Raw genomic sequence first — 19,532 nt, forward strand, 5'->3', positions numbered from 1 at the left:
AGGGATCTTGGGCCGGCCGGTTGTCTATTCGCGCCCTACCTTAAGGGACAGGCGCGTTGAGGTCGAGATTAAAAATTCAGGTTGCGGGCAGGCGTTCTGATATCACCTGCCGGTCAACGGTATTGGAGGAAGACGTTGTCTCGCCCGAACTGGTCACGCAGGGCTTGAATCAACGTATCCGCCGGATCGATTCGCCAGCCTTCGCCGAACTGCAACAAGGCCTTCGCATCGGGGCTGGTGTAGTCCATGGTGATCGGGCACGCGCCGCGGTGACGCTTCAACAGTTCACCCAGCCAGCGTAGCTGATCGCCCTTGAGGTCCTTGGCATGCAACTTCAGGCGCAGGCTTTCGGCCAGATTGGTGCGCGCATCCTCCATGCTCATCACCCGCTTGACCCGCAACTTCAAGCCACCGGAGAAGTCGTCATTGCTGACTTCGCCTTCGACCACCACCATCGCGTCGGTCTGCAACAGCGACTGCGCGGAATGGAACGCCTCGGAAAACAGCGAGGCCTCGATCCGTCCGGAGCGGTCATCGAGGGTGATGAACCCCATCTTGTCGCCCTTTTTGTTCTTCATCACCCGCAAGGCGATGATCATCCCGGCGACGGTCTGGGTATCGCGCGCCGGTTTCAGGTCGATAATGCGCTGGCGGGCGAAGCGACGGATTTCACCTTCGTATTCGTCGATCGGGTGACCGGTCAGATACAGGCCGAGGGTATCTTTCTCCCCTTTCAGGCGCTCCTTGAGGGTCAGTTCCTTGGCCTTGCGGTGATTGGCGTAGACGTCAGCGTCTTCTTCGACAAACAGACCGCCAAACAGGTCGGAGTGACCGCTGTCCTGGGTGCGCGCGGTCTGTTCGGCCGCCTTGATCGCTTCCTCCATGGCCGTCAGCAGCACCGCGCGATTGCGGTCGATGTTGGCCTGATAGGCTTTCTGCTCGTCGTGGAAATACGGCCCGAGGCGATCCAGGGCACCGCTGCGGATCAAACCGTCGAGGGTGCGCTTGTTGATGCGCTTGAGGTCGACCCGTGCGCAGAAATCGAACAGATCCTTGAACGGACCGGCCAAACGCGCTTCGGTGATGGCCTCGACCGGGCCTTCGCCCACGCCCTTGATGGCACCGAGGCCGTAAATGATCCGGCCCTCGTCGTTCACCGTGAACTTGAACTCGGACGTGTTCACGTCCGGCGCGTCGAGACGCAGCTTCATGGTCCGCACTTCTTCGATCAAGGTCACGACCTTGTCGGTGTTGTGCATATCCGCCGAAAGTACCGCGGCCATGAATGGCGCCGGGTAGTGCGCCTTCAGCCACGCGGTCTGGTACGACACCAGGCCATAAGCGGCGGAGTGGGATTTGTTGAAGCCGTAACCGGCGAATTTTTCTACCAGGTCGAAAATGTTACCGGCGAGGTCCGCGTCGATATTGTTGGTGGCGCAACCTTCAATGAAGCCGCCGCGCTGCTTGGCCATTTCCTCGGGTTTTTTCTTACCCATGGCTCGACGCAGCATGTCCGCACCACCGAGGGTATAACCGGCCATGACCTGGGCAATCTGCATCACCTGTTCCTGGTACAGGATGATGCCGTAAGTCGGTGCCAGTACTGGCTTGAGGCCTTCGTACTGGTAGTCCGAGTGCGGATACGCCAGCTCGGCGCGACCGTGCTTACGGTTGATGAAGTCGTCCACCATGCCCGATTGCAGCGGGCCCGGACGGAACAGTGCCACCAGTGCGATCAAGTCTTCCAGGCAGTCGGGCTTGAGCTTTTTGATCAGCTCTTTCATGCCCCGGGATTCAAGCTGGAACACCGCCGTGGTCTCAGCTTTCTGCAACAGCGTGTAGGTCGGCTTGTCGTCCAGCGGGATGAACGCGATATCCAGCGGCGGCTCGTTGACCTTGGCGCGATCGCGGTTGATGGTTTTCAGCGCCCAGTCGATGATCGTCAGGGTACGCAGGCCGAGGAAGTCGAACTTCACCAGGCCTGCCGCCTCGACGTCGTCCTTGTCGAACTGAGTCACCAGGCCGTCACCGGCCTCGTCGCAATAGATCGGCGAGAAGTCGGTCAGCTTTGTCGGTGCGATCACCACACCACCGGCGTGCTTGCCGACGTTACGCACAACGCCTTCGAGCTTGCGGGCCATCTCCCAGATTTCCGCGGCCTCTTCATCGACCTTGATGAAGTCGCGCAGGATCTCTTCCTGCTCGTAGGCCTTTTCCAGGGTCATGCCGACTTCGAACGGAATCATCTTCGACAGACGATCCGCCAGGCCATAGGACTTGCCTTGCACCCGCGCCACGTCGCGGACCACAGCCTTTGCCGCCATGGAACCGAAGGTGATGATCTGGCTCACGGCGTTGCGGCCGTACTTCTCGGCCACATAGTCGATTACCCGGTCACGACCGTCCATGCAGAAGTCGACGTCGAAGTCGGGCATCGATACCCGTTCCGGGTTGAGGAATCGTTCGAACAGCAGGTCATATTCCAGCGGGTCGAGGTCGGTGATCTTCTGTACGTAGGCCACCAGCGATCCGGCACCCGATCCACGGCCAGGACCCACCGGTACGCCGTTGTTCTTGGCCCACTGGATAAAGTCCATCACGATCAGGAAGTAACCGGGGAACCCCATCTGGATGATGATATCCAGCTCGAAATTCAGCCGGTCGACATAGACCTGACGCTTGGCCTCGTAGTCTTCGGTAGTGTCCTTGGGCAGCAGAACGGAAAGGCGCTCCTCCAGGCCGTCGAAGGACACCTTGCGGAAGTACTCGTCGATGGTCATGCCATCGGGAATCGGGAAGTTGGGCAGGAAGTGCGTGCCCAGCTTCACTTCGATGTTGCAGCGCTTGGCGATCTCGACGGTGTTTTCCAGCGCCTCGGGAATGTCGCTGAACAGCTCGGCCATTTCCTCGGCGCTTTTGAGGTACTGCTGATCGCTGTAATTCTTCGAACGCCGCGGATCGTCGAGGGCGCGGCCCTCACCGATGCACACGCGGGTTTCGTGGGCGGCGAAGTCTTCCTGCTTGATGAAGCGCACATCGTTGGTCGCCACCAGCGGCGCACCGAGCTTCTCGGCCAGGGCCACGGCACCGTGCAGTTGTTCTTCATCGTTGGGGCGGTTGGTGCGCTGGATTTCCAGATAGAAACGATCCGGAAACACTTCCATCCATTCGCGGGCCAGGGTTTCGGCCTCGGCGGGGTTGCCGCTGAGCATGGCCTGGCCGATCTCGCCTTCTTTGGCAGCCGACAGCATGATCAAGCCTGTGTTGGCTTCAGCAACCCATTCGCGCTCGATGATGATCGCGCCATTGCGCTGACCGTCGATGAAGCCGCGGGAAATCAGTTCGGTGAGGTTGCGATAGCCTTCGGCATTCATCACCAACAGGCTGATCCGGCTCAGCGGGTTGTCCGGATCCTTGTTCGACAGCCACAGGTCGGCGCCGCAGATCGGCTTGATCCCGGCACCCATGGCGTTTTTATAGAATTTGACCAGGGAACACATGTTGTTCTGGTCGGTGACCGCCACGGCAGGCATGTTCATGCCAACCAGGGTCTTGACCAGCGGCTTGATCCGCACCAGACCGTCGACCAGGGAGTATTCAGTGTGCAGGCGTAGGTGAACGAATGAAGCCGGCATAGTGATCCTGCGTTAAGTCATGAAAACAACAAGGCCCGGATTGTACCGGGCCTTGGCAAAAAAAATCAGCCTTGCGATTAACTCTCGATCAGGCTTTCCCGCGCCTCATACGCCAGACGCACCGGAGCAAACGAACGCCGGTGAATCGGGGTTGGGCCGAGACGGGCGAGCGCTTCCAGATGAACGGGAGTCGGGTAGCCTTTATGGCCACCGATGCCGTAACCCGGATAGATCAATTCGAACGCGGCCATTTCACGATCACGGCTCACTTTGGCCAGAATCGATGCGGCGGCGATGGCTGGAACCTTGCTATCGCCCTTGACCACGGCTTCGGAGCGCATCGGCAGCTTCGGGCAGCGGTTACCGTCGATCATCGCCAGCTTCGGCTGGATATGCAGCCCGGTGACCGCGCGCTGCATGGCCAGCATGGTGGCGTGCAGGATATTCAGCTCGTCGATTTCTTCGACTTCGGCGCGAGCGATGCACCAGCTCAGGGCTTTTTCGCAGATTTCGTCGTAGAGCTTTTCGCGGCGGGCTTCGGTGAGTTTCTTCGAGTCGTTCAGGCCGAGGATCGGGCGGTTCGGATCAAGGATCACTGCCGCCGTCACCACCGCGCCACAGAGCGGGCCACGACCGACTTCATCGACACCGGCAACCAACTCTTCGATCTCAGCGACCAAGGTGAAATCCAGCCCCATCTGCATGTTCGTTTTACTCACTTTACTTGGCCGATCAGGTTCAGCACTGCGTCCGCAGCCTGGTTGGAGGCATCCAGACGCAGGGTCCGGTGAATCTCGTCAAAACCGCGGGTCTGCTCTTCCCCACCCTCGATCAGCGGCGACAAGGTCTGGGCCAGCGCTTCGACCGTGGCATCGTCCTGCAACAACTCGGGCACCAACAGACGCTGGGCCAACAAGTTCGGCAACGAAATGTAGGGGCTTTTCACCATGCGCTTGAGAATCCAGAACGTCAGCGGCGCCAGGCGATAGGCGACCACCATCGGCCGTTTGTACAGCAGTGCTTCAAGCGTTGCAGTGCCGGAGGCAATCAACACCGCATCGCACGCTGCCAGGGCCAGATGGGATTTGCCATCGAGCAAGGTCAGTGGCAAATCGCGACCGGCCAGTAATGCTTCGATCTGGGTCCGGCGCTGAGGACTGGCGCAAGGCATGACAAATCGCACACCCGGTCGCATTGCCCGTAGGCGCTGCGCTGTGTCGAGAAACAAAGCACCAAGCCGGCCAACTTCACCACCACGGCTGCCGGGCATCAACGCCACCAGCGGCCCGTCAGGCAAACCAAGTTCGGCCCGCGCTGCGGTGCGATCGGCCTGGAGTGGAATGGCATCGGCCAGGGTATGGCCGACGAACCGCACCGGCACGCCCTTCTCTTCGTAGAATCTGGCTTCGAACGGGAACAGCGTGAGCATCAGGTCGCAGCCTTCGCGAATCTTCAGCACGCGTTTCTGTCGCCAGGCCCACACCGACGGGCTGACGTAATGCACGGTCTTGATCCCGGCTTGACGCAGCTTGAGTTCGATATTGAGGTTGAAGTCCGGCGCGTCAATACCGATGAACACATCGGGTTTCGCGTCGATCAGGTCGGCGACCAGCTTCTTGCGCCGTGCCAGCAGCTCGCGTAACCGGCCCAGCACTTCCACCAGGCCCATGACGGACAGACGTTCCATCGGGAAATACGAGGTCAGGCCTTCAGCCTGCATCAACGGACCACCGACACCGATGAACTCGACCGCCGGATGACGAGCCTTGAGCGCGCGCATGAGGCCCGCACCCAGAATGTCACCGGAAGCCTCACCCGCTACCAGCGCAATACGCAGATTGGCCATGGTTAGCGTGTGATGCCGCGAGTCGAAGACTGAATGGAGTCACGGAACACCGCCACTTCCGGATACTGGTCCGACGACTCGGCCAGTTCGGCGAGCGCCTGCTCCACGGTCAGGCCCTGGCGGTAAACCACCTTGTAGGCACGGCGCAGCGCGTGGATCGCATCTTCGCTGAAGCCCCGACGGCGCATGCCCTCGAAGTTCATGCTACGGGCTTCGGCAGGGTTACCGAACACCGTGACATACGCAGGAACATCCTTGCCGATTGCCGTGCCCATGCCAGAGAAGCTGTGGGCGCCAATGTGGCAATACTGGTGGACCAGGGTAAAACCGGAGAGGATCGCCCAGTCTTCCACATGCACATGGCCCGCCAGTGCGGTGTTGTTGACCAGAATGCAGTGGTTGCCGATAACGCTGTCGTGGCCGATGTGGGCATAGGCCATGATCAGGTTGTGATCGCCCAGGGTCGTTTCCGAACGGTCCTGGATGGTGCCACGGTGAATCGTCACGCCTTCACGGATGACGTTGTGATCACCAATCACCAGGCGGGTTTCCTCGCCCTTGTACTTCAGATCAGGTGTGTCTTCGCCCACCGAGGAAAACTGGTAGATGCGATTGTGCTTACCAATACGGGTCGGTCCCTTGAGGATCACGTGCGGCCCGATGACTGTCCCCTCGCCGATTTCCACACCTGCGCCGACGATCGACCACGGGCCGACCTCGACGCCGTCAGCCAGAACGGCTGTCGGATCGATGATTGCACGAGGGTCAATCAAACTCATAGCTTGCGTTCCGCACAGATGATTTCAGCGGAGCAGACCGGCTTGCCATCGACCGAAGCCTGGCATTCGAATTTCCAGATCTGACGCTTGCAGCTGATGAACTTGGCTTCAAGAATCAACTGATCGCCTGGCAGAACGGGCTGGCGGAAGCGCAGCTTGTCGGAACCGACGAAGTAATAAAGAGTGCCGTCAGCCGGTTTCACGTCGAGCATTTTGAAACCAAGGATCCCGGCAGCCTGAGCCATGGCTTCGATGATCAATACACCCGGCATGATTGGATGCGCAGGGAAGTGACCATTGAAGAACGGTTCGTTGATGCTGACATTCTTGTAGGCGCGAATGCGCTTGCCTTCAACATCCAGCTCCACTACCCGGTCCACCAGCAGGAACGGGTAACGGTGAGGCAGGTATTCGCGAATCTCGTTGATGTCCATCATTTCGGGGGGAAGCCTATGTAAAGATTGGGAGCGCGCGACTGACGCACGTTCCGCTAGCAAATCAAGGAGGCAGTCTAGCGGCTGTGCACACTTGATATGGAAATGGTATCAGCCATCTGATGAAGCATTACCGTCAGGGGTCACTTCCCCTACTTGCTTTTCCAGCTGACGCAGACGCCGCGCGATGTCATCGAGCTGGCGAATGCGTGCCGCGCTTTTGCGCCACTCGGCTGCCGGCTGCATGGCCGTACCGGAAGAATAGGCGCCTGGCTCGGTAATCGAGTGGGTCACCATGGTCATCCCGGTGAGGAAAACGTTGTCGCAAATTTCGATATGCCCTACCAGGCCTACACCACCGGCGAGCATGCAGTGCTTGCCGATCTTTGTGCTGCCGGAGATCCCGACGCACGCCGCCATGGCGGTGTGATCACCGACCTGAACGTTGTGGGCAATCTGAATCTGGTTATCGAGCTTCACGCCGTTGCCGATGATGGTATCGGCCAACGCACCGCGATCAATAGCCGTGTTCACGCCGACTTCAACATCATCGCCGATCAGCACACCACCGATCTGGGCGATTTTCTGCCAGATGCCTTTTTCATTGGCAAAACCGAAGCCTTCGCCACCGAGCACCGCTCCGGACTGAATGACGACCCGCTTGCCGACGCGAACGTCGTGATACAAGGTCACACGCGGTGCAAGCCAGCCACCCTCACCCACCACGCTGCGAGCGCCGATGAAGCAATGCGCACCGACAGTCGTACCGGCCGCAACCTGCGCACCGCTTTCGATCACCACAAAAGCACCGATACTCGCCGCAGGATCGACTACCGCATCCGCCGCGATCACCGCAGTGGGATGTATGCCGGCAGCGGCCTTGGGCTTTGGATCGAACAGGTGGGAAACACGTGCGTAGGCCGCGTACGGATCCGGCACCACAAGCACATCCCCGGAGTGACCTTCTGCGTCAGCGGCCTTCAGCAACAGGGCAGCAGCCTGACTGCCTGCCAGGTACTTACGGTATTGGGGGTTTGCAAGAAAGCTCAACTGAGCTGGGCCAGCCTCCTGCAAGGTGGCTAGCCCAGTAATTGCTTTCTCGGGGTCGCCACGTAGCGTGGCGCCGAGGAACTCGGCCAGCTGGCCGAGCTTAATGGTCACGGTCATGGATTACTTCAGCTGATTCATGCGCTCGATAACCTGGCGAGTGATGTCGTACTGAGGCTTGACATCAATCACTGCGCCACGCTCGAACACCAGGTCAAAAGCACCTTTCTTGATGACTTCTTCCACAGCGCTGTCCAGTTTCGGCTTGAGCTGCTTCAGCATTTCACGGTCGGCAACGGCTTTGGCTTCATTCAGCTCCTTGGACTGAAACTGGAAGTCACGGGCCTTTTGCTTGAATTCAAGCTCCAGACGCTCGCGCTCGCCCTGTTGCATTTTGTCGCCACCGGCCATCAGACGGTCCTGAATGCCCTTGGCGCTGCTTTCCAGCGTCTTGAGCTTGGTCAGTTGAGGACCGAACTTCTTCTCAGCGTCCACGGCGTATTTCTTGGCCGCATCGGACTCCAGCAGAGCCATCTGATAGTTCAGAACAGCAATTTTCATGTCAGCAAATGCCGGACCAGCGACCAGTACGCTGGCCAGGAGAACCAATTGAGTCAACTTACGCACGATGTACTCCTACAAAATCCATTGTCGTTATTTTGGGACAGACGCTTAGAACGTCTGGCCAAGAGAGAATTGGAACACCTGGGTTTCAGCGTTATCCGGCTCTTTTACTGGCATGGCCAACGCAAAGCTCAGAGGACCCAGCGCGGTGACCCATGTCACACCTACACCGACGGAACTGGCCAGGTTGCTCAGACTGACATCGTTACACTGCGTATTGGACTTCGACGCAGGGTTGGTATTGGTCGTCTGCTCGCACTTGGAGTCGAATACGTTACCCACATCCCAGAATACCGAGGTACGCAGGGATCGTTGATCCTTGACGAACGGCAGCGGGAACAGAATCTCTGCACCACCTTGAATCAGGACGTTACCACCGAACGGCAGTGGATCCTGATCCGGGTCAGCAAGAGTACCCGGGTTGCCAGTACTGAGTGCGCCGCGGCTCGGAGTACTACGCGGCCCCAATGTACTGTCCTTGAAGCCACGAACCGAGTTGAAACCACCAGCATAGTAGTTTTCATAGAATGGCAAGCCATCGGTCGAACCGTAACCGTCGCCATAACCCAATTCGGTGTGCAGGCGCATGGTGTAGTTTTCGCTCAGTGGCTGGAACAACTGGCCACGGTAATCGAGCTTGAAGAACGACAGGTCGCTACCCGGTACGGTGACTTCCGCCGTCAAGCTTTGAGAATGACCACGGGTCGCCAATACGCCCTTGTTCAGGGTGGATTCGGACCAGCCGGCCGAAGCCTTGAAGTTCAGGTACTGATCGCCTTCACGGTTAACGAAGTCGAAAATCTCGTCGACGGTGTATTGACCGGTCTTGATCTTGTCCTGTTGCGCAGTCAGGCCGAAGGTCAGACGCGAAGTCTCGCTGATCGGGTAGCCGACGCTCACGCCAGCACCCATGCTGTCCACGGCATAGCTCGCTACATCGACGTCGAGGTCGTTGTAGTCGGTGGTGCGGTAGAAGGCGTTGTAACCCAGGCTCACCCCATCAGCCGTCCAGTAGGGGTCGACAAAACCAAAGTTGTAACGCGTCTGGTATTGGCTTTTGGTCAAACCGATGCTGACCTTGTTACCGGTACCCAGGAAGTTGTTCTGGGTGATCGAACCACCGAGGATCAGACCGGCACTCTGGGCGAAACCGACGCTGGCGGTAATCGAACCGGAGGCTTGCTCTTCAACGCTGTAGTTGACGTCCACCTGGTCATCGACACCCGGTACGGCCGGGGTCTCAACGTTGACTTCCTTGAAGAAGCCCAGACGTTCCAGACGGGTCTTGGATTGGTCGATCAGGTAGGTCGAAGCCCAGCCGCCTTCCATCTGACGCATTTCACGACGCAGCACTTCGTCTTCGGACTTGGTGTTGCCACGGAAGTTGATGCGGTTTACGTAAGCACGCTTGCCCGGATCGACCGCGAACAGGATGTCTACGGTGTGATCTTCATCGTGCGGTTGAGGCACGCCATTGACGTTGGCGAAGGTATAACCTTCGTTACCCAGACGACGGGTGATCAGTTCGGAGGTGGTGGTCATCAGCTTGCGCGAGAACACCTGGCCTTTTTGCACCAGCAGCAGGGACTTGACCTGATCTTCAGGGACTTTCAGGTCGCCGCTGAGCTTGACATCACGAACGGTGTATTTCTCGCCTTCGTTGACGTTGACGGTGATGTAGACGTGTTTCTTGTCCGGCGTAATGGATACCTGGGTCGAAGCAATATCCATGTTGATATAGCCACGGTCCAGGTAGTAGGAACGCAGACGCTCCAGGTCACCGGACAGTTTTTCACGGGCGTACTTGTCGTCGTTCTTGAAGAACGACAACCAGTTGGTGGTCTTGAGTTCGAACAGGTCGATCAGGTCTTCATCGGGGAAAACCGTGTTGCCCACCACGTTGATGTGCTGGATAGCTGCAACGGTACCTTCGTTGATGTTGACCTTCAGGCCAACGCGGTTACGCGGCTGCGGCACCACTTCGGTGTCGACGGTAGCCGAGTAGCGACCCTGAGCGACGTACTGGCGTTGCAGCTCGTTACGCACACCTTCAAGGGTGGCACGCTGGAAGATCTCGCCTTCGGCCAGACCGGATTGCTTGAGGCCTTTCATCAGGTCTTCGGTAGAGATCGCCTTGTTACCTTCGATCTCGATACTGGCGACCGACGGGCGCTCGACTACAGTGATGACCAGGACGTTGCCATCACGGCCCAGCTGGATATCTTGAAAGAAACCGGTTTTGAACAACGCACGAGTGGATTCCACCAGGCGGCGATCATCCGCCTGTTCACCGACGTTCAACGGCAAAGCACCAAAGACGCTACCCGCGGAGACCCGCTGGAGGCCATTGACGCGAATATCAGAGATAGTGAAGGACTCGGCGTGAACTTCGGCGATCATCAATACGGTGAGAACCGCAGTTAGCAGCAGACGTTTCATGAAGTCCTTTCTTATTCCAACTGGCAATAAACAAACTGCCGCAAAATGCGGCAGATTCGCAATTCAGCGAAGCGTTACAGTCGTCCCAGATCATTGACCAGAGCAAGCAACATCACCCCGATCACCAAACTGATACCGATCTGTATCCCCCAACCTTGCACCCGATCCGACAAGGGACGACCACGCGCCCACTCGATCAGATAAAACAACAGATGCCCCCCATCCAGTACCGGAATGGGCAACAAATTCAGAACGCCCAAGCTAATACTCAGATAAGCAAGGAAATTCAGGAAATCAGCAACACCCGACTGGGCCGAAGCGCCCGCCACTTTAGCAATGGTTATCGGTCCACTCAAGTTTTTTACCGAGAGCTCACCGAACAACATTTTCTTCAGTGAATCGAGGGTCAGCACGCTCATGGTCCAGGTGCGTCGAGCCCCCTCGCCAATCGCTGCCAATGGCCCGTAGCTCACCTCGCGGATCATCTCTGGTGGCCAATCGACAGCCTTCACCCCTGCCCCCAGGTAACCGCTGGGTGACTTGCTCTCGCCGCGAGCGGCAAGCGTCACCGGAACGTCGATTTGAGCACCGTCACGCTCAACCCGCAGCATGATTTTGGTACCAGGATGCATACGCACGGTATCGACGACTTGCTGCCAGTCATCCAGCGTACGACCATCGAGTGCCAGCAGCCGGTCTCCGGTCTTCAGGCCGGCAGCCTGAGCCGGCCCCTTTGGATCGAGCTCAGCCAGGACCGGCGGCAATGCCGGACGCCACGGGCGAATCCCCAACGAATGGATAGGGTCGGGCTCGTCAGCCCCTTTGAGCCATTTGTCCAGCGCAAGTTCACGAGGAGAATCGGTCGTGGAGCCTTGCTCGCGAACCAATATCTGCAACGAACCGCTTTCGCCCAGGCGACGAACCAATTGCAGATTCACCTCTGCCCAGCCGGAAGTCGCCTCACCATCAATGGCCACGATTTCCTGGCCCGGACTCAAACCCGCCTTGGCCGCGATACTGCCGGACTCGACCGCCCCAATGACCGGACGCACCTGCTCGCTGCCAAGCATTGCCAATGCCCAGAAGAACACCAATGCCAGCAGGAAGTTGGCAATCGGCCCCGCCGCTACGATGGCAATGCGCTGACGAACGGATTTGCGATTGAAGGTTTGATCAAGCTGATCGAGCGGCACTTCACCTTCGCGCTCGTCGAGCATTTTCACGTAGCCGCCTAACGGGATGGCGGCAACGACAAATTCGGTGCCTTGCTTGTCGTGCCAGCGCAGCAAAGGCATGCCGAAGCCTACGGAGAAGCGCAGCACTTTGACCCCACAGCGACGCGCGACCCAAAAATGGCCGAACTCGTGGAAGGTAACCAGCACACCCAGAGCGACCAGGGTGCCGACAATCATATAGAGCGCGCTCATCTACTTTCTCCGCATTCCTATCCGCTGCTGCCTGGGTCGACTATCCGCAGCATTTACCGCCCGTGACGGCTCAACCATTGTCCGGCCAGCAATCGCGCCTTCGCGTCTGCCGTGAACACTGCATCGAGATCATCCACTGCCACTACGGGCTCCAGATTCAGTACTTCCTCGATGATACTCGCGATTTCCGGGTAACGAACCCGTTCGTCGAGAAATGCCGCCACTGCCACTTCATTCGCCGCATTGAGCATTGCCGGCGCGCTATTACCCGCCTCGGCCGCCTGACGGGCCAGACGCAGGCAAGGGAAACGCTCTTCATCGGGCGCCTGGAAATCCAGCCGTGCAATGGTAAACAGATCCAGCGGTGCCACACCCGAGTCAATCCGCTCAGGCCAGGCCAGGGCATTGGCGATGGGCGTGCGCATGTCCGGATTACCCAATTGCGCCAGGACAGAACCATCGACATAGTCGACCAGCGAATGGATCACACTTTGCGGGTGAATCACCACCTCGACCTGGGACGGCTTGGCATCGAACAGCCAGCAGGCCTCGATCAACTCAAGCCCCTTGTTCATCATGCTGGCCGAGTCAACAGAGATTTTTCGCCCCATGGACCAGTTCGGGTGAGCACACGCCTGATCGGGAGAAACATGCTCCAGTTCAGCTATTGGCGTCTGCCGGAACGGACCGCCGGAAGCCGTCAGCAAAATCCGACGTACACCGACCGCCTCAAGGCCACGGGCATAATCCAGCGGCATGCACTGAAAAATCGCGTTGTGCTCGCTATCGATCGGCAGCAACACCGAACCGCTCTTGCGCACCGCCTGCATGAACAGCGCGCCGGACATGACCAGCGCTTCTTTGTTGGCCAAGAGGATCTTCTTGCCAGCCTCGACCGCCGCCAGTGTCGGGCGCAATCCCGCTGCACCGACGATGGCCGCCATGACCGTATCGACTTGCGGATCGGAAGCGACCCGACACAAACCTTCCTCCCCCACCAGAACACGGGTCGAAAGACCTGCCGCGCGCAATTCATCCTGCAGGGTGCGAGCACCAGCGACCTCGGGCACCACAGCAAATCGCGGGACATGGCGCACGCAGAGCGCCAGCAATTCACTCAAGCGGGTGAAGCCACTCAGGGCAAAGACCTGATAACGGTCAGGATGGCGAGCGATGACATCGAGCGTACTCAGGCCAATCGAGCCGGTCGCACCCAAAACGGTAATCTGTTGCGGGCGGCTCATGGGGCCGCCATCCACAACAGCACGGCAAACACCGGAATCGCTGCCGTCAGGCTGTCGATACGATCCAGCACGCCACCATGACCCGGAAGCAGATTGCTGCTGTCCTTGATTCCGGATTGACGCTTGAACATGCTTTCAGTGAGATCGCCCACCACCGAAACGAACACGATCAGCGCGGCACCGATCAGCCCTTTGAGCAGCTCGGCCACCGTCCAGTCGCGCACCAGACCAACCATTGCGGTAATCACCAGACTCAGCACCAGACCACCGTACACGCCTTCCCAGCTTTTGCCCGGACTGACCTGCGGTGCGAGCTTGCGCTTACCGAAAGCACGACCGGAGAAGTAGGCACCAATATCGGCACCCCAGACCAACACCATCACCGCCATGATCAGCCAGTTACCCAGCGGGTATTGCTTGATCTGCACCAGACCTTGCCAGGCCGGCAGGAGAATCAACAGGCCGATTACCAACTTGGTCGCCGCATTGGACCAATGCTCGCTCGAACGCGGATAGGTCAACACCAGATACGTCGCCACCGCCCACCACAGCACCGAAGCGCCCAACACCCAAGGCGCGAGGCCGGGCAGGATGTACATGACGAACAGCATCAAAGCGACCACAGCGGCATAGCCGACGCGAAACGCTTGACCGGCGAAACCCGCCAGACGCGCCCATTCCCAGGCACCAAGGGTTACGACCAGACCGATGAACAGTGCAAAACCGGAACCTTCAAGCAGGAAAAACCCGCACAGGGCAATCGGCAGCAGGATCAGTGCGGTGATGATTCGTTGTTTAAGCATTAAACCCGGGCTCCAGCCTCGACCTGCTCGCTCGTTTTACCGAAGCGGCGCTGGCGGGAAGCGAAATCGGCCAGCGCATTGCGCATGGCATCGTGTTTGAAGTCCGGCCAGAACAGGTCGGAAAAATACAACTCGGCATAGGCCAGTTGCCAGAGCAGGAAGTTGCTGATGCGGCGCTCGCCTCCGGTACGGATACACAGGTCCGGCAACGGCAGGTCGCCCGTGACCAGGCAGGTTTGCAGCAGATCAGGCGTAATGTCTTCCGGACGCAAGTGCCCGGCCTGAACTTCTCGCGCCAGTCGTTGCGCAGCTTGCGCGATATCCCACTGACCGCCGTAATTGGCGGCGATCTGCAGGATAAAACGATTGGCGCCAGCCGTCATGGCTTCGGCTTCACGCATGGCAGCCTGCAGCTCGGGGTGAAAACGCGAGCGGTCACCAATGATGCGCAGGCTGATGTTGTTGTCGTTGAGGCGTTTGGCCTCACGACGCAACGCCCTGAAGAACAGCTCCATCAAGGCGCTGACCTCATCGGCCGGACGCTGCCAGTTCTCGCTGGAAAAGGCGAACAAGGTCAACACTTCGACCTTGGCCTCGGCACAAACCTCAATGACCGCACGTACCGCATCCACGCCCGCTTTATGCCCGGCGACACCCGGCATAAAGCGTTTTTTCGCCCAACGATTGTTACCATCCATGATAATCGCGACATGGCGCGGCACCGCGAACGGTGCTGTCTGCTTGGTCTTTTCCATGAAAACGCGACCCTTATACGGCCATCAGGTCTTTTTCTTTCTGTGCCAGATCCGCGTCGATTTTAGCCACGAACTTCTTGGTCAGATCATCGATCTCGCCAGTCGCACGACGCTCTTCGTCTTCACTGATCTCTTTTTCCTTGACCAGATCCTTGAGCTGGCTGTTGGCATCACGACGGATGTTACGCACAGCAACACGGGCATCTTCAGCGACGTCACGCGCCTGCTTGGTGAAGCCCTTACGGGTTTCTTCGGTCAGTGCAGGCATGGAGATCAGCAGCAGCTCGCCGAGGTTGGTCGGGTTCAGGTTCAGACCCGCGCTACCGATCGCCTTGTCGACGGCACCCAGCATATTGCGCTCGAAAGCAACGACTTGCAGGGTACGGGCGTCCTTGACGGTGATGTTGGCCACTTGCTTGATCGGGGTGTCGGAGCCGTAGTACGGCACCATCACGCCCTCCAGGATGCTCGGGTGCGCCTGGCCGGTACGAATGCGGCCAAAGTTGTGCGCCAGCGATTCCACGGACTTCTGCATGCGCTCTTGAGCGTCTTTCTTGATTTCGTTGATCATTGTTCGCCTTCCTCGATCAGGGTTCCTTCAGCGCCACCATGCACGATGTTCAGCAGGGCGCCGGGCTTGTTCATGTTAAATACGCGTAGCGGCATCTTGTGGTCGCGGCACAGGCAAATGGCCGTCAGATCCATCACACCCAGCTTGCGATCCAGCACTTCATCGTAGGTCAGATGATCGAACTTCTCGGCATGCGGGTCTTTGAACGGGTCAGCGGTGTAGACGCCATCGACCTTGGTTGCCTTGAGCACGACATCGGCATCGATTTCGATTGCACGCAGGCAGGCAGCCGAATCCGTCGTAAAGAACGGGTTGCCGGTACCGGCCGCGAAAATCACCACGTCCTTGGAGTTCAAGTGACGCATGGCCTTACGGCGATCGTAGTGATCGGTCACGCCAACCATGGAAATAGCGGACATCACGATGGCCGAGATGTTGGCGCGCTCAAGGGCGTCGCGCATGGCCAGGGCGTTCATCACAGTGGCCAGCATGCCCATGTGGTCGCCGGTGACCCGGTCCATGCCAGCCTTGCTCAGCGCTTCACCGCGGAACAGGTTGCCGCCACCGATAACCAGACCGACCTGAACACCGATGCCGACCAGCTGGCCAACTTCCAATGCCATGCGATCCAGAACTTTCGGGTCGATCCCGAACTCTTCCGAGCCCATCAGGGCCTCGCCGCTAAGCTTGAGTAGAATGCGTTTATAGCGAGCCTGATAACCACTGCCCTGCTGAGCCATTGCGAATCTCTCCTGCGGCGTATTTTAAAAATTCTTTGCGAGCTGTTTACAGCTGGCGCTCACTCTAGCTTGGCGCTGCTTCAGCGCCATCGGAACATGGCTTTGTAAGCCAGTTCCAAAAGGAAACCAATTAAAAATTGGTGCCCCATCTGAAAAGAGGCTGCGCGCGTGAGCGGGCAGCCTCTTCTGGGCGACAGTTAAAAAACCGTCTTATTGCTTGGCGGCAGCCAGCTGGGCAGCAACTTCTTCTGCGAAGTTGTCCACTGGCTTCTCGATGCCTTCGCCTACCTTGAAGTAAGTGAAGGAAACGATTTCAGCACCGGCTTTCTTGGCCAGGGCACCTACGGTGACTTCCGGATTCATGACGAAAGCTTGCTCGACCAGACTGGCTTCAGCCAGGAACTTGGTGATGCGGCCGGCGATCATCTTCTCGACGATTTCAGCTGGCTTGCCTTTCATCTTGTCTTCGTTCAGGGTCAGGAAAACGCCCTTCTCGCGCTCGATGGCTTCTGGCGAAACCTGCGATGGCAGCAGGAACTCAGGGTTGCTTGCCGCCACGTGCATGGCGATCTCTTTGGCCAGCTGAACATCGCCGCCCTTGAGGACAACAGCAACACCGATCTTGTTACCGTGCAGGTAGGTGCCGACAACGTCACCCTCTACGCGTACCAGGCGACGAATGTTGACGTTCTCGCCAACTTTGGCCACCAGGGCTTCACGAGCCGTTTCCTGAGCGGCGATCAGCGGAGCTGCGTCGGTCAGTTTTTCGTCAAAGGCTTTTTCTACGCTGGCAGCAACGAAGTTCTTGAAATCATCTTGCAGGGCCAGGAAGTCGGTCTGCGAGTTGACTTCCAGCAGCACGGCTGCCTTGTCGTCAGCCTTGATGGCGATTGCGCCTTCAGCGGCAACGTTGCCGGCTTTCTTGGCAGCCTTGATGGCGCCCGAAGCACGCATGTCATCAATGGCTTTCTCGATGTCGCCGCCAGCCTTGGTCAAGGCCTTTTTGCAGTCCATCATGCCTTCGCCAGTACGCTCGCGCAGTTCTTTGACCAACGCTGCAGTAATCTCTGCCATTTCAAAATCCTCTTGGATAGGTTTTCAACCATTCCACCCGATCGAACGGGCGATCAATTCTTCCCGAACCACCCTTGTTAGCTGCCGCACGTTACAGTTAGAGCGGTGGGCGCCGACAAATGGTTTTCGAGGTGGCAAAAAGGGGGCCAAGCCCCCTTTTTGCTTACTGAGTCAACGCCAAGGCGTCAATTACTCAGCTGCTGCTACCGGAGCTTCTTCAACGAACACTTCGGTGCCGCCGGCAACATTGTTGCGACCGCGGATTACAGCGTCAGCCATCGAACCCATGTACAGCTGGATAGCGCGGATTGCGTCATCGTTGCCTGGGATGATGTAGTCAACGCCTTCCGGGCTGCTGTTGGTATCGACTACGCCGATAACCGGGATGCCCAGCTTGTTGGCTTCGGTGATCGCGATGCGCTCGTGATCAACGTCGATAACGAACAGAGCGTCTGGCAGACCGCCCATGTCCTTGATACCACCCAGGGAACGATCCAGCTTTTCCAGGTCACGAGTGCGCATCAGCGCTTCTTTCTTGGTCAGCTTGGCGAAAGTACCGTCTTCGGCTTGAACTTCAAGGTCACGCAGACGCTTGATGGAAGCACGGATGGTTTTGAAGTTGGTCAGCATGCCGCCCAACCAGCGGTGATCGACGTACGGCGAACCGCAACGTGCTGCTTCTTCAGCAACGATCTTGCCAGCGGAACGCTTGGTGCCGACGAACAGAATCTTGTTTTTGCCCTGGGCCAGACGCTCTACGAAAGTCAAAGCTTCGTTGAACATTGGCAGGGTTTTTTCAAGGTTGATGATGTGGATCTTGTTACGCGCGCCGAAAATGTACTTACCCATTTTCGGGTTCCAGTAACGGGTCTGGTGACCGAAGTGCACACCGGCCTTCAGCATATCGCGCATGTTGACTTGGGACATGATAGTTCCTTAATAAGTCGGGTTTGGCCTCCACGTATCCCAATGACCAACCAGCAGCATCAGCTGAAGGCACCCAGGTCATCGTGTCGACACGTGTGTGGATTTAGGCTTTTCGGGACATCCCCGGAAAGCGGCGCATTTTATACCACAAGGCAGGGCAAAACGGAACCCGGATTCTGAAATCCTGGCGAGCACTTTGCTCCATCCCTTGGAATCCGCCAAGAATGCACCATTCTATAGAGAGAAGCGATGCACACAGGCGCAGATTTGCGCTGATCGTCTGGTAGAATCGCATTTTTCAGGGCCGCGAAGTTCGATCGCGCAATGCCCTTTCCGTTTAGAAAGCGCCGCCTGGCGCAAAGAGAGCCTGTATGACCGTCACCCTCAAAACCCCCGAGGATATCGCCAAAATGCGTATCGCCGGCAAACTGGCCGCTGATGTGCTGGAAATGATTGCCGAATATGTCAAGCCGGGCGTTACCACCGATCAACTGAACCAGATCTGCCATGACTACATCGTCAACGAGCAGAAAGCCATCCCTGCCCCGCTCAACTACAAGGGCTATCCGAAGTCGATCTGCACGTCGATCAATCACGTGGTCTGCCACGGCATCCCGAACGACAAGCCGCTGAAAGATGGCGACACCCTGAACATCGACGTCACCGTCATCAAGGACGGCTACCACGGCGACACCAGCCGCATGTTCCACGTCGGCAGCGTGCCGGTCTGGGCCGAGCGCCTGTCCCAGGTGACCCAGGAATGCATGTACAAGGCGATTGAAATCGTCAAACCCGGCTGCCGCCTGGGCGACATCGGCGAAATCATCCAGAAGCACGCTGAAAAGAATGGATTCTCGGTGGTACGCGAGTTCTGCGGCCACGGTATCGGCAAGGTGTTCCACGAAGAGCCGCAGATCCTGCACTACGGCCGCGCTGGCACCGGCATGGAGCTCAAGGCCGGCATGACCTTCACCATCGAGCCGATGATCAACCAGGGCCGTGCCGACACCAAGGTACTGGGCGATGGCTGGACCGCGATCACCAAGGACCGCAAGCTCTCGGCACAGTGGGAACACACCCTTTTGGTGACCGAAACCGGTTACGAGATCTTCACCCTGCGCAGCGATGACACCATCCCTCGCGCTTCGGCCTGATCCCGTTACCGTACATCGCTTATAGAATGGAAA

Annotated in this window: 17 protein-coding genes; 1 reads left to right on the top strand and 16 read right to left on the bottom strand. The window is 58.1% G+C overall.

Annotated features, from left to right (window positions below; all coding sequences use genetic code 11):
• Nucleotides 1-113: 113 nt before the first annotated feature.
• The 16 genes from dnaE to rpsB form a co-directional block, all read right to left on the bottom strand.
• Nucleotides 114-3,635 carry a DNA polymerase III subunit alpha gene (gene dnaE / locus AC1D1M_RS23610; protein ID WP_477777462.1) on the bottom strand — a complete coding sequence of 1,174 codons (3,522 nt, stop codon included), beginning with the start codon at nucleotides 3,633-3,635 and terminating at the stop codon, nucleotides 114-116.
• A gap of 77 nt (nucleotides 3,636-3,712) precedes the next feature.
• Complete coding sequence (rnhB, locus tag AC1D1M_RS23615; protein ID WP_477777486.1) at nucleotides 3,713-4,339, bottom strand: ribonuclease HII; 627 nt, start codon at nucleotides 4,337-4,339, stop codon at nucleotides 3,713-3,715.
• Between the two features lie 11 nt (nucleotides 4,340-4,350).
• Nucleotides 4,351-5,481 (bottom strand): lipid-A-disaccharide synthase, encoded by a 1,131-nt coding sequence (gene lpxB, locus AC1D1M_RS23620; RefSeq protein WP_477777463.1) that lies wholly within the window; start codon nucleotides 5,479-5,481, stop codon nucleotides 4,351-4,353.
• Nucleotides 5,482-5,483: 2 nt separating this feature from the next.
• Complete coding sequence (gene lpxA / locus AC1D1M_RS23625; RefSeq protein WP_477777464.1) at nucleotides 5,484-6,260, bottom strand: acyl-ACP--UDP-N-acetylglucosamine O-acyltransferase; 777 nt, start codon at nucleotides 6,258-6,260, stop codon at nucleotides 5,484-5,486.
• Nucleotides 6,257-6,697: a 3-hydroxyacyl-ACP dehydratase FabZ gene (gene fabZ / locus AC1D1M_RS23630; RefSeq protein ID WP_007978374.1), complete on the bottom strand. Its 441-nt coding sequence runs from the start codon at nucleotides 6,695-6,697 to the stop codon at nucleotides 6,257-6,259. The genes lpxA and fabZ overlap by 4 nt, the downstream gene beginning before the upstream one ends.
• 108 nt (nucleotides 6,698-6,805) lie before the next feature.
• On the bottom strand, nucleotides 6,806-7,861 hold the full coding sequence (gene lpxD / locus AC1D1M_RS23635; RefSeq protein WP_477777465.1) for a UDP-3-O-(3-hydroxymyristoyl)glucosamine N-acyltransferase: 1,056 nt from the start codon (nucleotides 7,859-7,861) through the stop codon (nucleotides 6,806-6,808).
• A 3-nt stretch (nucleotides 7,862-7,864) separates the two neighbouring features.
• Entirely contained in the window at nucleotides 7,865-8,368 is a 504-nt protein-coding gene (locus AC1D1M_RS23640) for an OmpH/Skp family outer membrane protein (RefSeq protein WP_007990260.1), read from the bottom strand.
• Nucleotides 8,369-8,413: 45 nt separating this feature from the next.
• Complete coding sequence (gene bamA, locus AC1D1M_RS23645; protein WP_477777466.1) at nucleotides 8,414-10,804, bottom strand: outer membrane protein assembly factor BamA; 2,391 nt, start codon at nucleotides 10,802-10,804, stop codon at nucleotides 8,414-8,416.
• A gap of 74 nt (nucleotides 10,805-10,878) precedes the next feature.
• Nucleotides 10,879-12,231, bottom strand: a complete 1,353-nt coding sequence (gene rseP, locus AC1D1M_RS23650; RefSeq protein WP_477777467.1) for a sigma E protease regulator RseP — start codon at nucleotides 12,229-12,231, stop codon at nucleotides 10,879-10,881.
• Nucleotides 12,232-12,284: 53 nt separating this feature from the next.
• Nucleotides 12,285-13,475: a 1-deoxy-D-xylulose-5-phosphate reductoisomerase gene (gene ispC, locus AC1D1M_RS23655; RefSeq protein ID WP_477777468.1), complete on the bottom strand. Its 1,191-nt coding sequence runs from the start codon at nucleotides 13,473-13,475 to the stop codon at nucleotides 12,285-12,287.
• On the bottom strand, nucleotides 13,472-14,278 hold the full coding sequence (locus AC1D1M_RS23660; RefSeq protein WP_477777469.1) for a phosphatidate cytidylyltransferase: 807 nt from the start codon (nucleotides 14,276-14,278) through the stop codon (nucleotides 13,472-13,474). Before AC1D1M_RS23660 ends, ispC begins: the two co-directional genes overlap by 4 nt.
• Nucleotides 14,278-15,033: a polyprenyl diphosphate synthase gene (gene uppS, locus AC1D1M_RS23665; RefSeq protein ID WP_477777470.1), complete on the bottom strand. Its 756-nt coding sequence runs from the start codon at nucleotides 15,031-15,033 to the stop codon at nucleotides 14,278-14,280. Before uppS ends, AC1D1M_RS23660 begins: the two co-directional genes overlap by 1 nt.
• A gap of 13 nt (nucleotides 15,034-15,046) precedes the next feature.
• A complete protein-coding gene (frr, locus tag AC1D1M_RS23670) occupies nucleotides 15,047-15,604 on the bottom strand; it encodes a ribosome recycling factor (protein ID WP_008000041.1) in 558 nt (185 codons plus the stop codon).
• On the bottom strand, nucleotides 15,601-16,344 hold the full coding sequence (pyrH, locus tag AC1D1M_RS23675; protein ID WP_008000043.1) for a UMP kinase: 744 nt from the start codon (nucleotides 16,342-16,344) through the stop codon (nucleotides 15,601-15,603). The genes frr and pyrH overlap by 4 nt, the downstream gene beginning before the upstream one ends.
• A gap of 210 nt (nucleotides 16,345-16,554) precedes the next feature.
• Nucleotides 16,555-17,418 (bottom strand): translation elongation factor Ts, encoded by an 864-nt coding sequence (gene tsf, locus AC1D1M_RS23680; RefSeq protein WP_477777471.1) that lies wholly within the window; start codon nucleotides 17,416-17,418, stop codon nucleotides 16,555-16,557.
• Nucleotides 17,419-17,607: 189 nt separating this feature from the next.
• On the bottom strand, nucleotides 17,608-18,345 hold the full coding sequence (rpsB, locus tag AC1D1M_RS23685) for a 30S ribosomal protein S2 (RefSeq protein WP_007978390.1): 738 nt from the start codon (nucleotides 18,343-18,345) through the stop codon (nucleotides 17,608-17,610).
• Between the two features lie 371 nt (nucleotides 18,346-18,716).
• Here rpsB and map point away from each other — a divergent pair, with 371 nt between their 5' ends.
• Nucleotides 18,717-19,499: a type I methionyl aminopeptidase gene (gene map / locus AC1D1M_RS23690; protein WP_477777472.1), complete on the top strand. Its 783-nt coding sequence runs from the start codon at nucleotides 18,717-18,719 to the stop codon at nucleotides 19,497-19,499.
• The last annotated feature ends 33 nt before the right edge of the window (nucleotides 19,500-19,532 follow it).

This window comes from Pseudomonas sp. P1_F7, assembly GCF_056405655.1.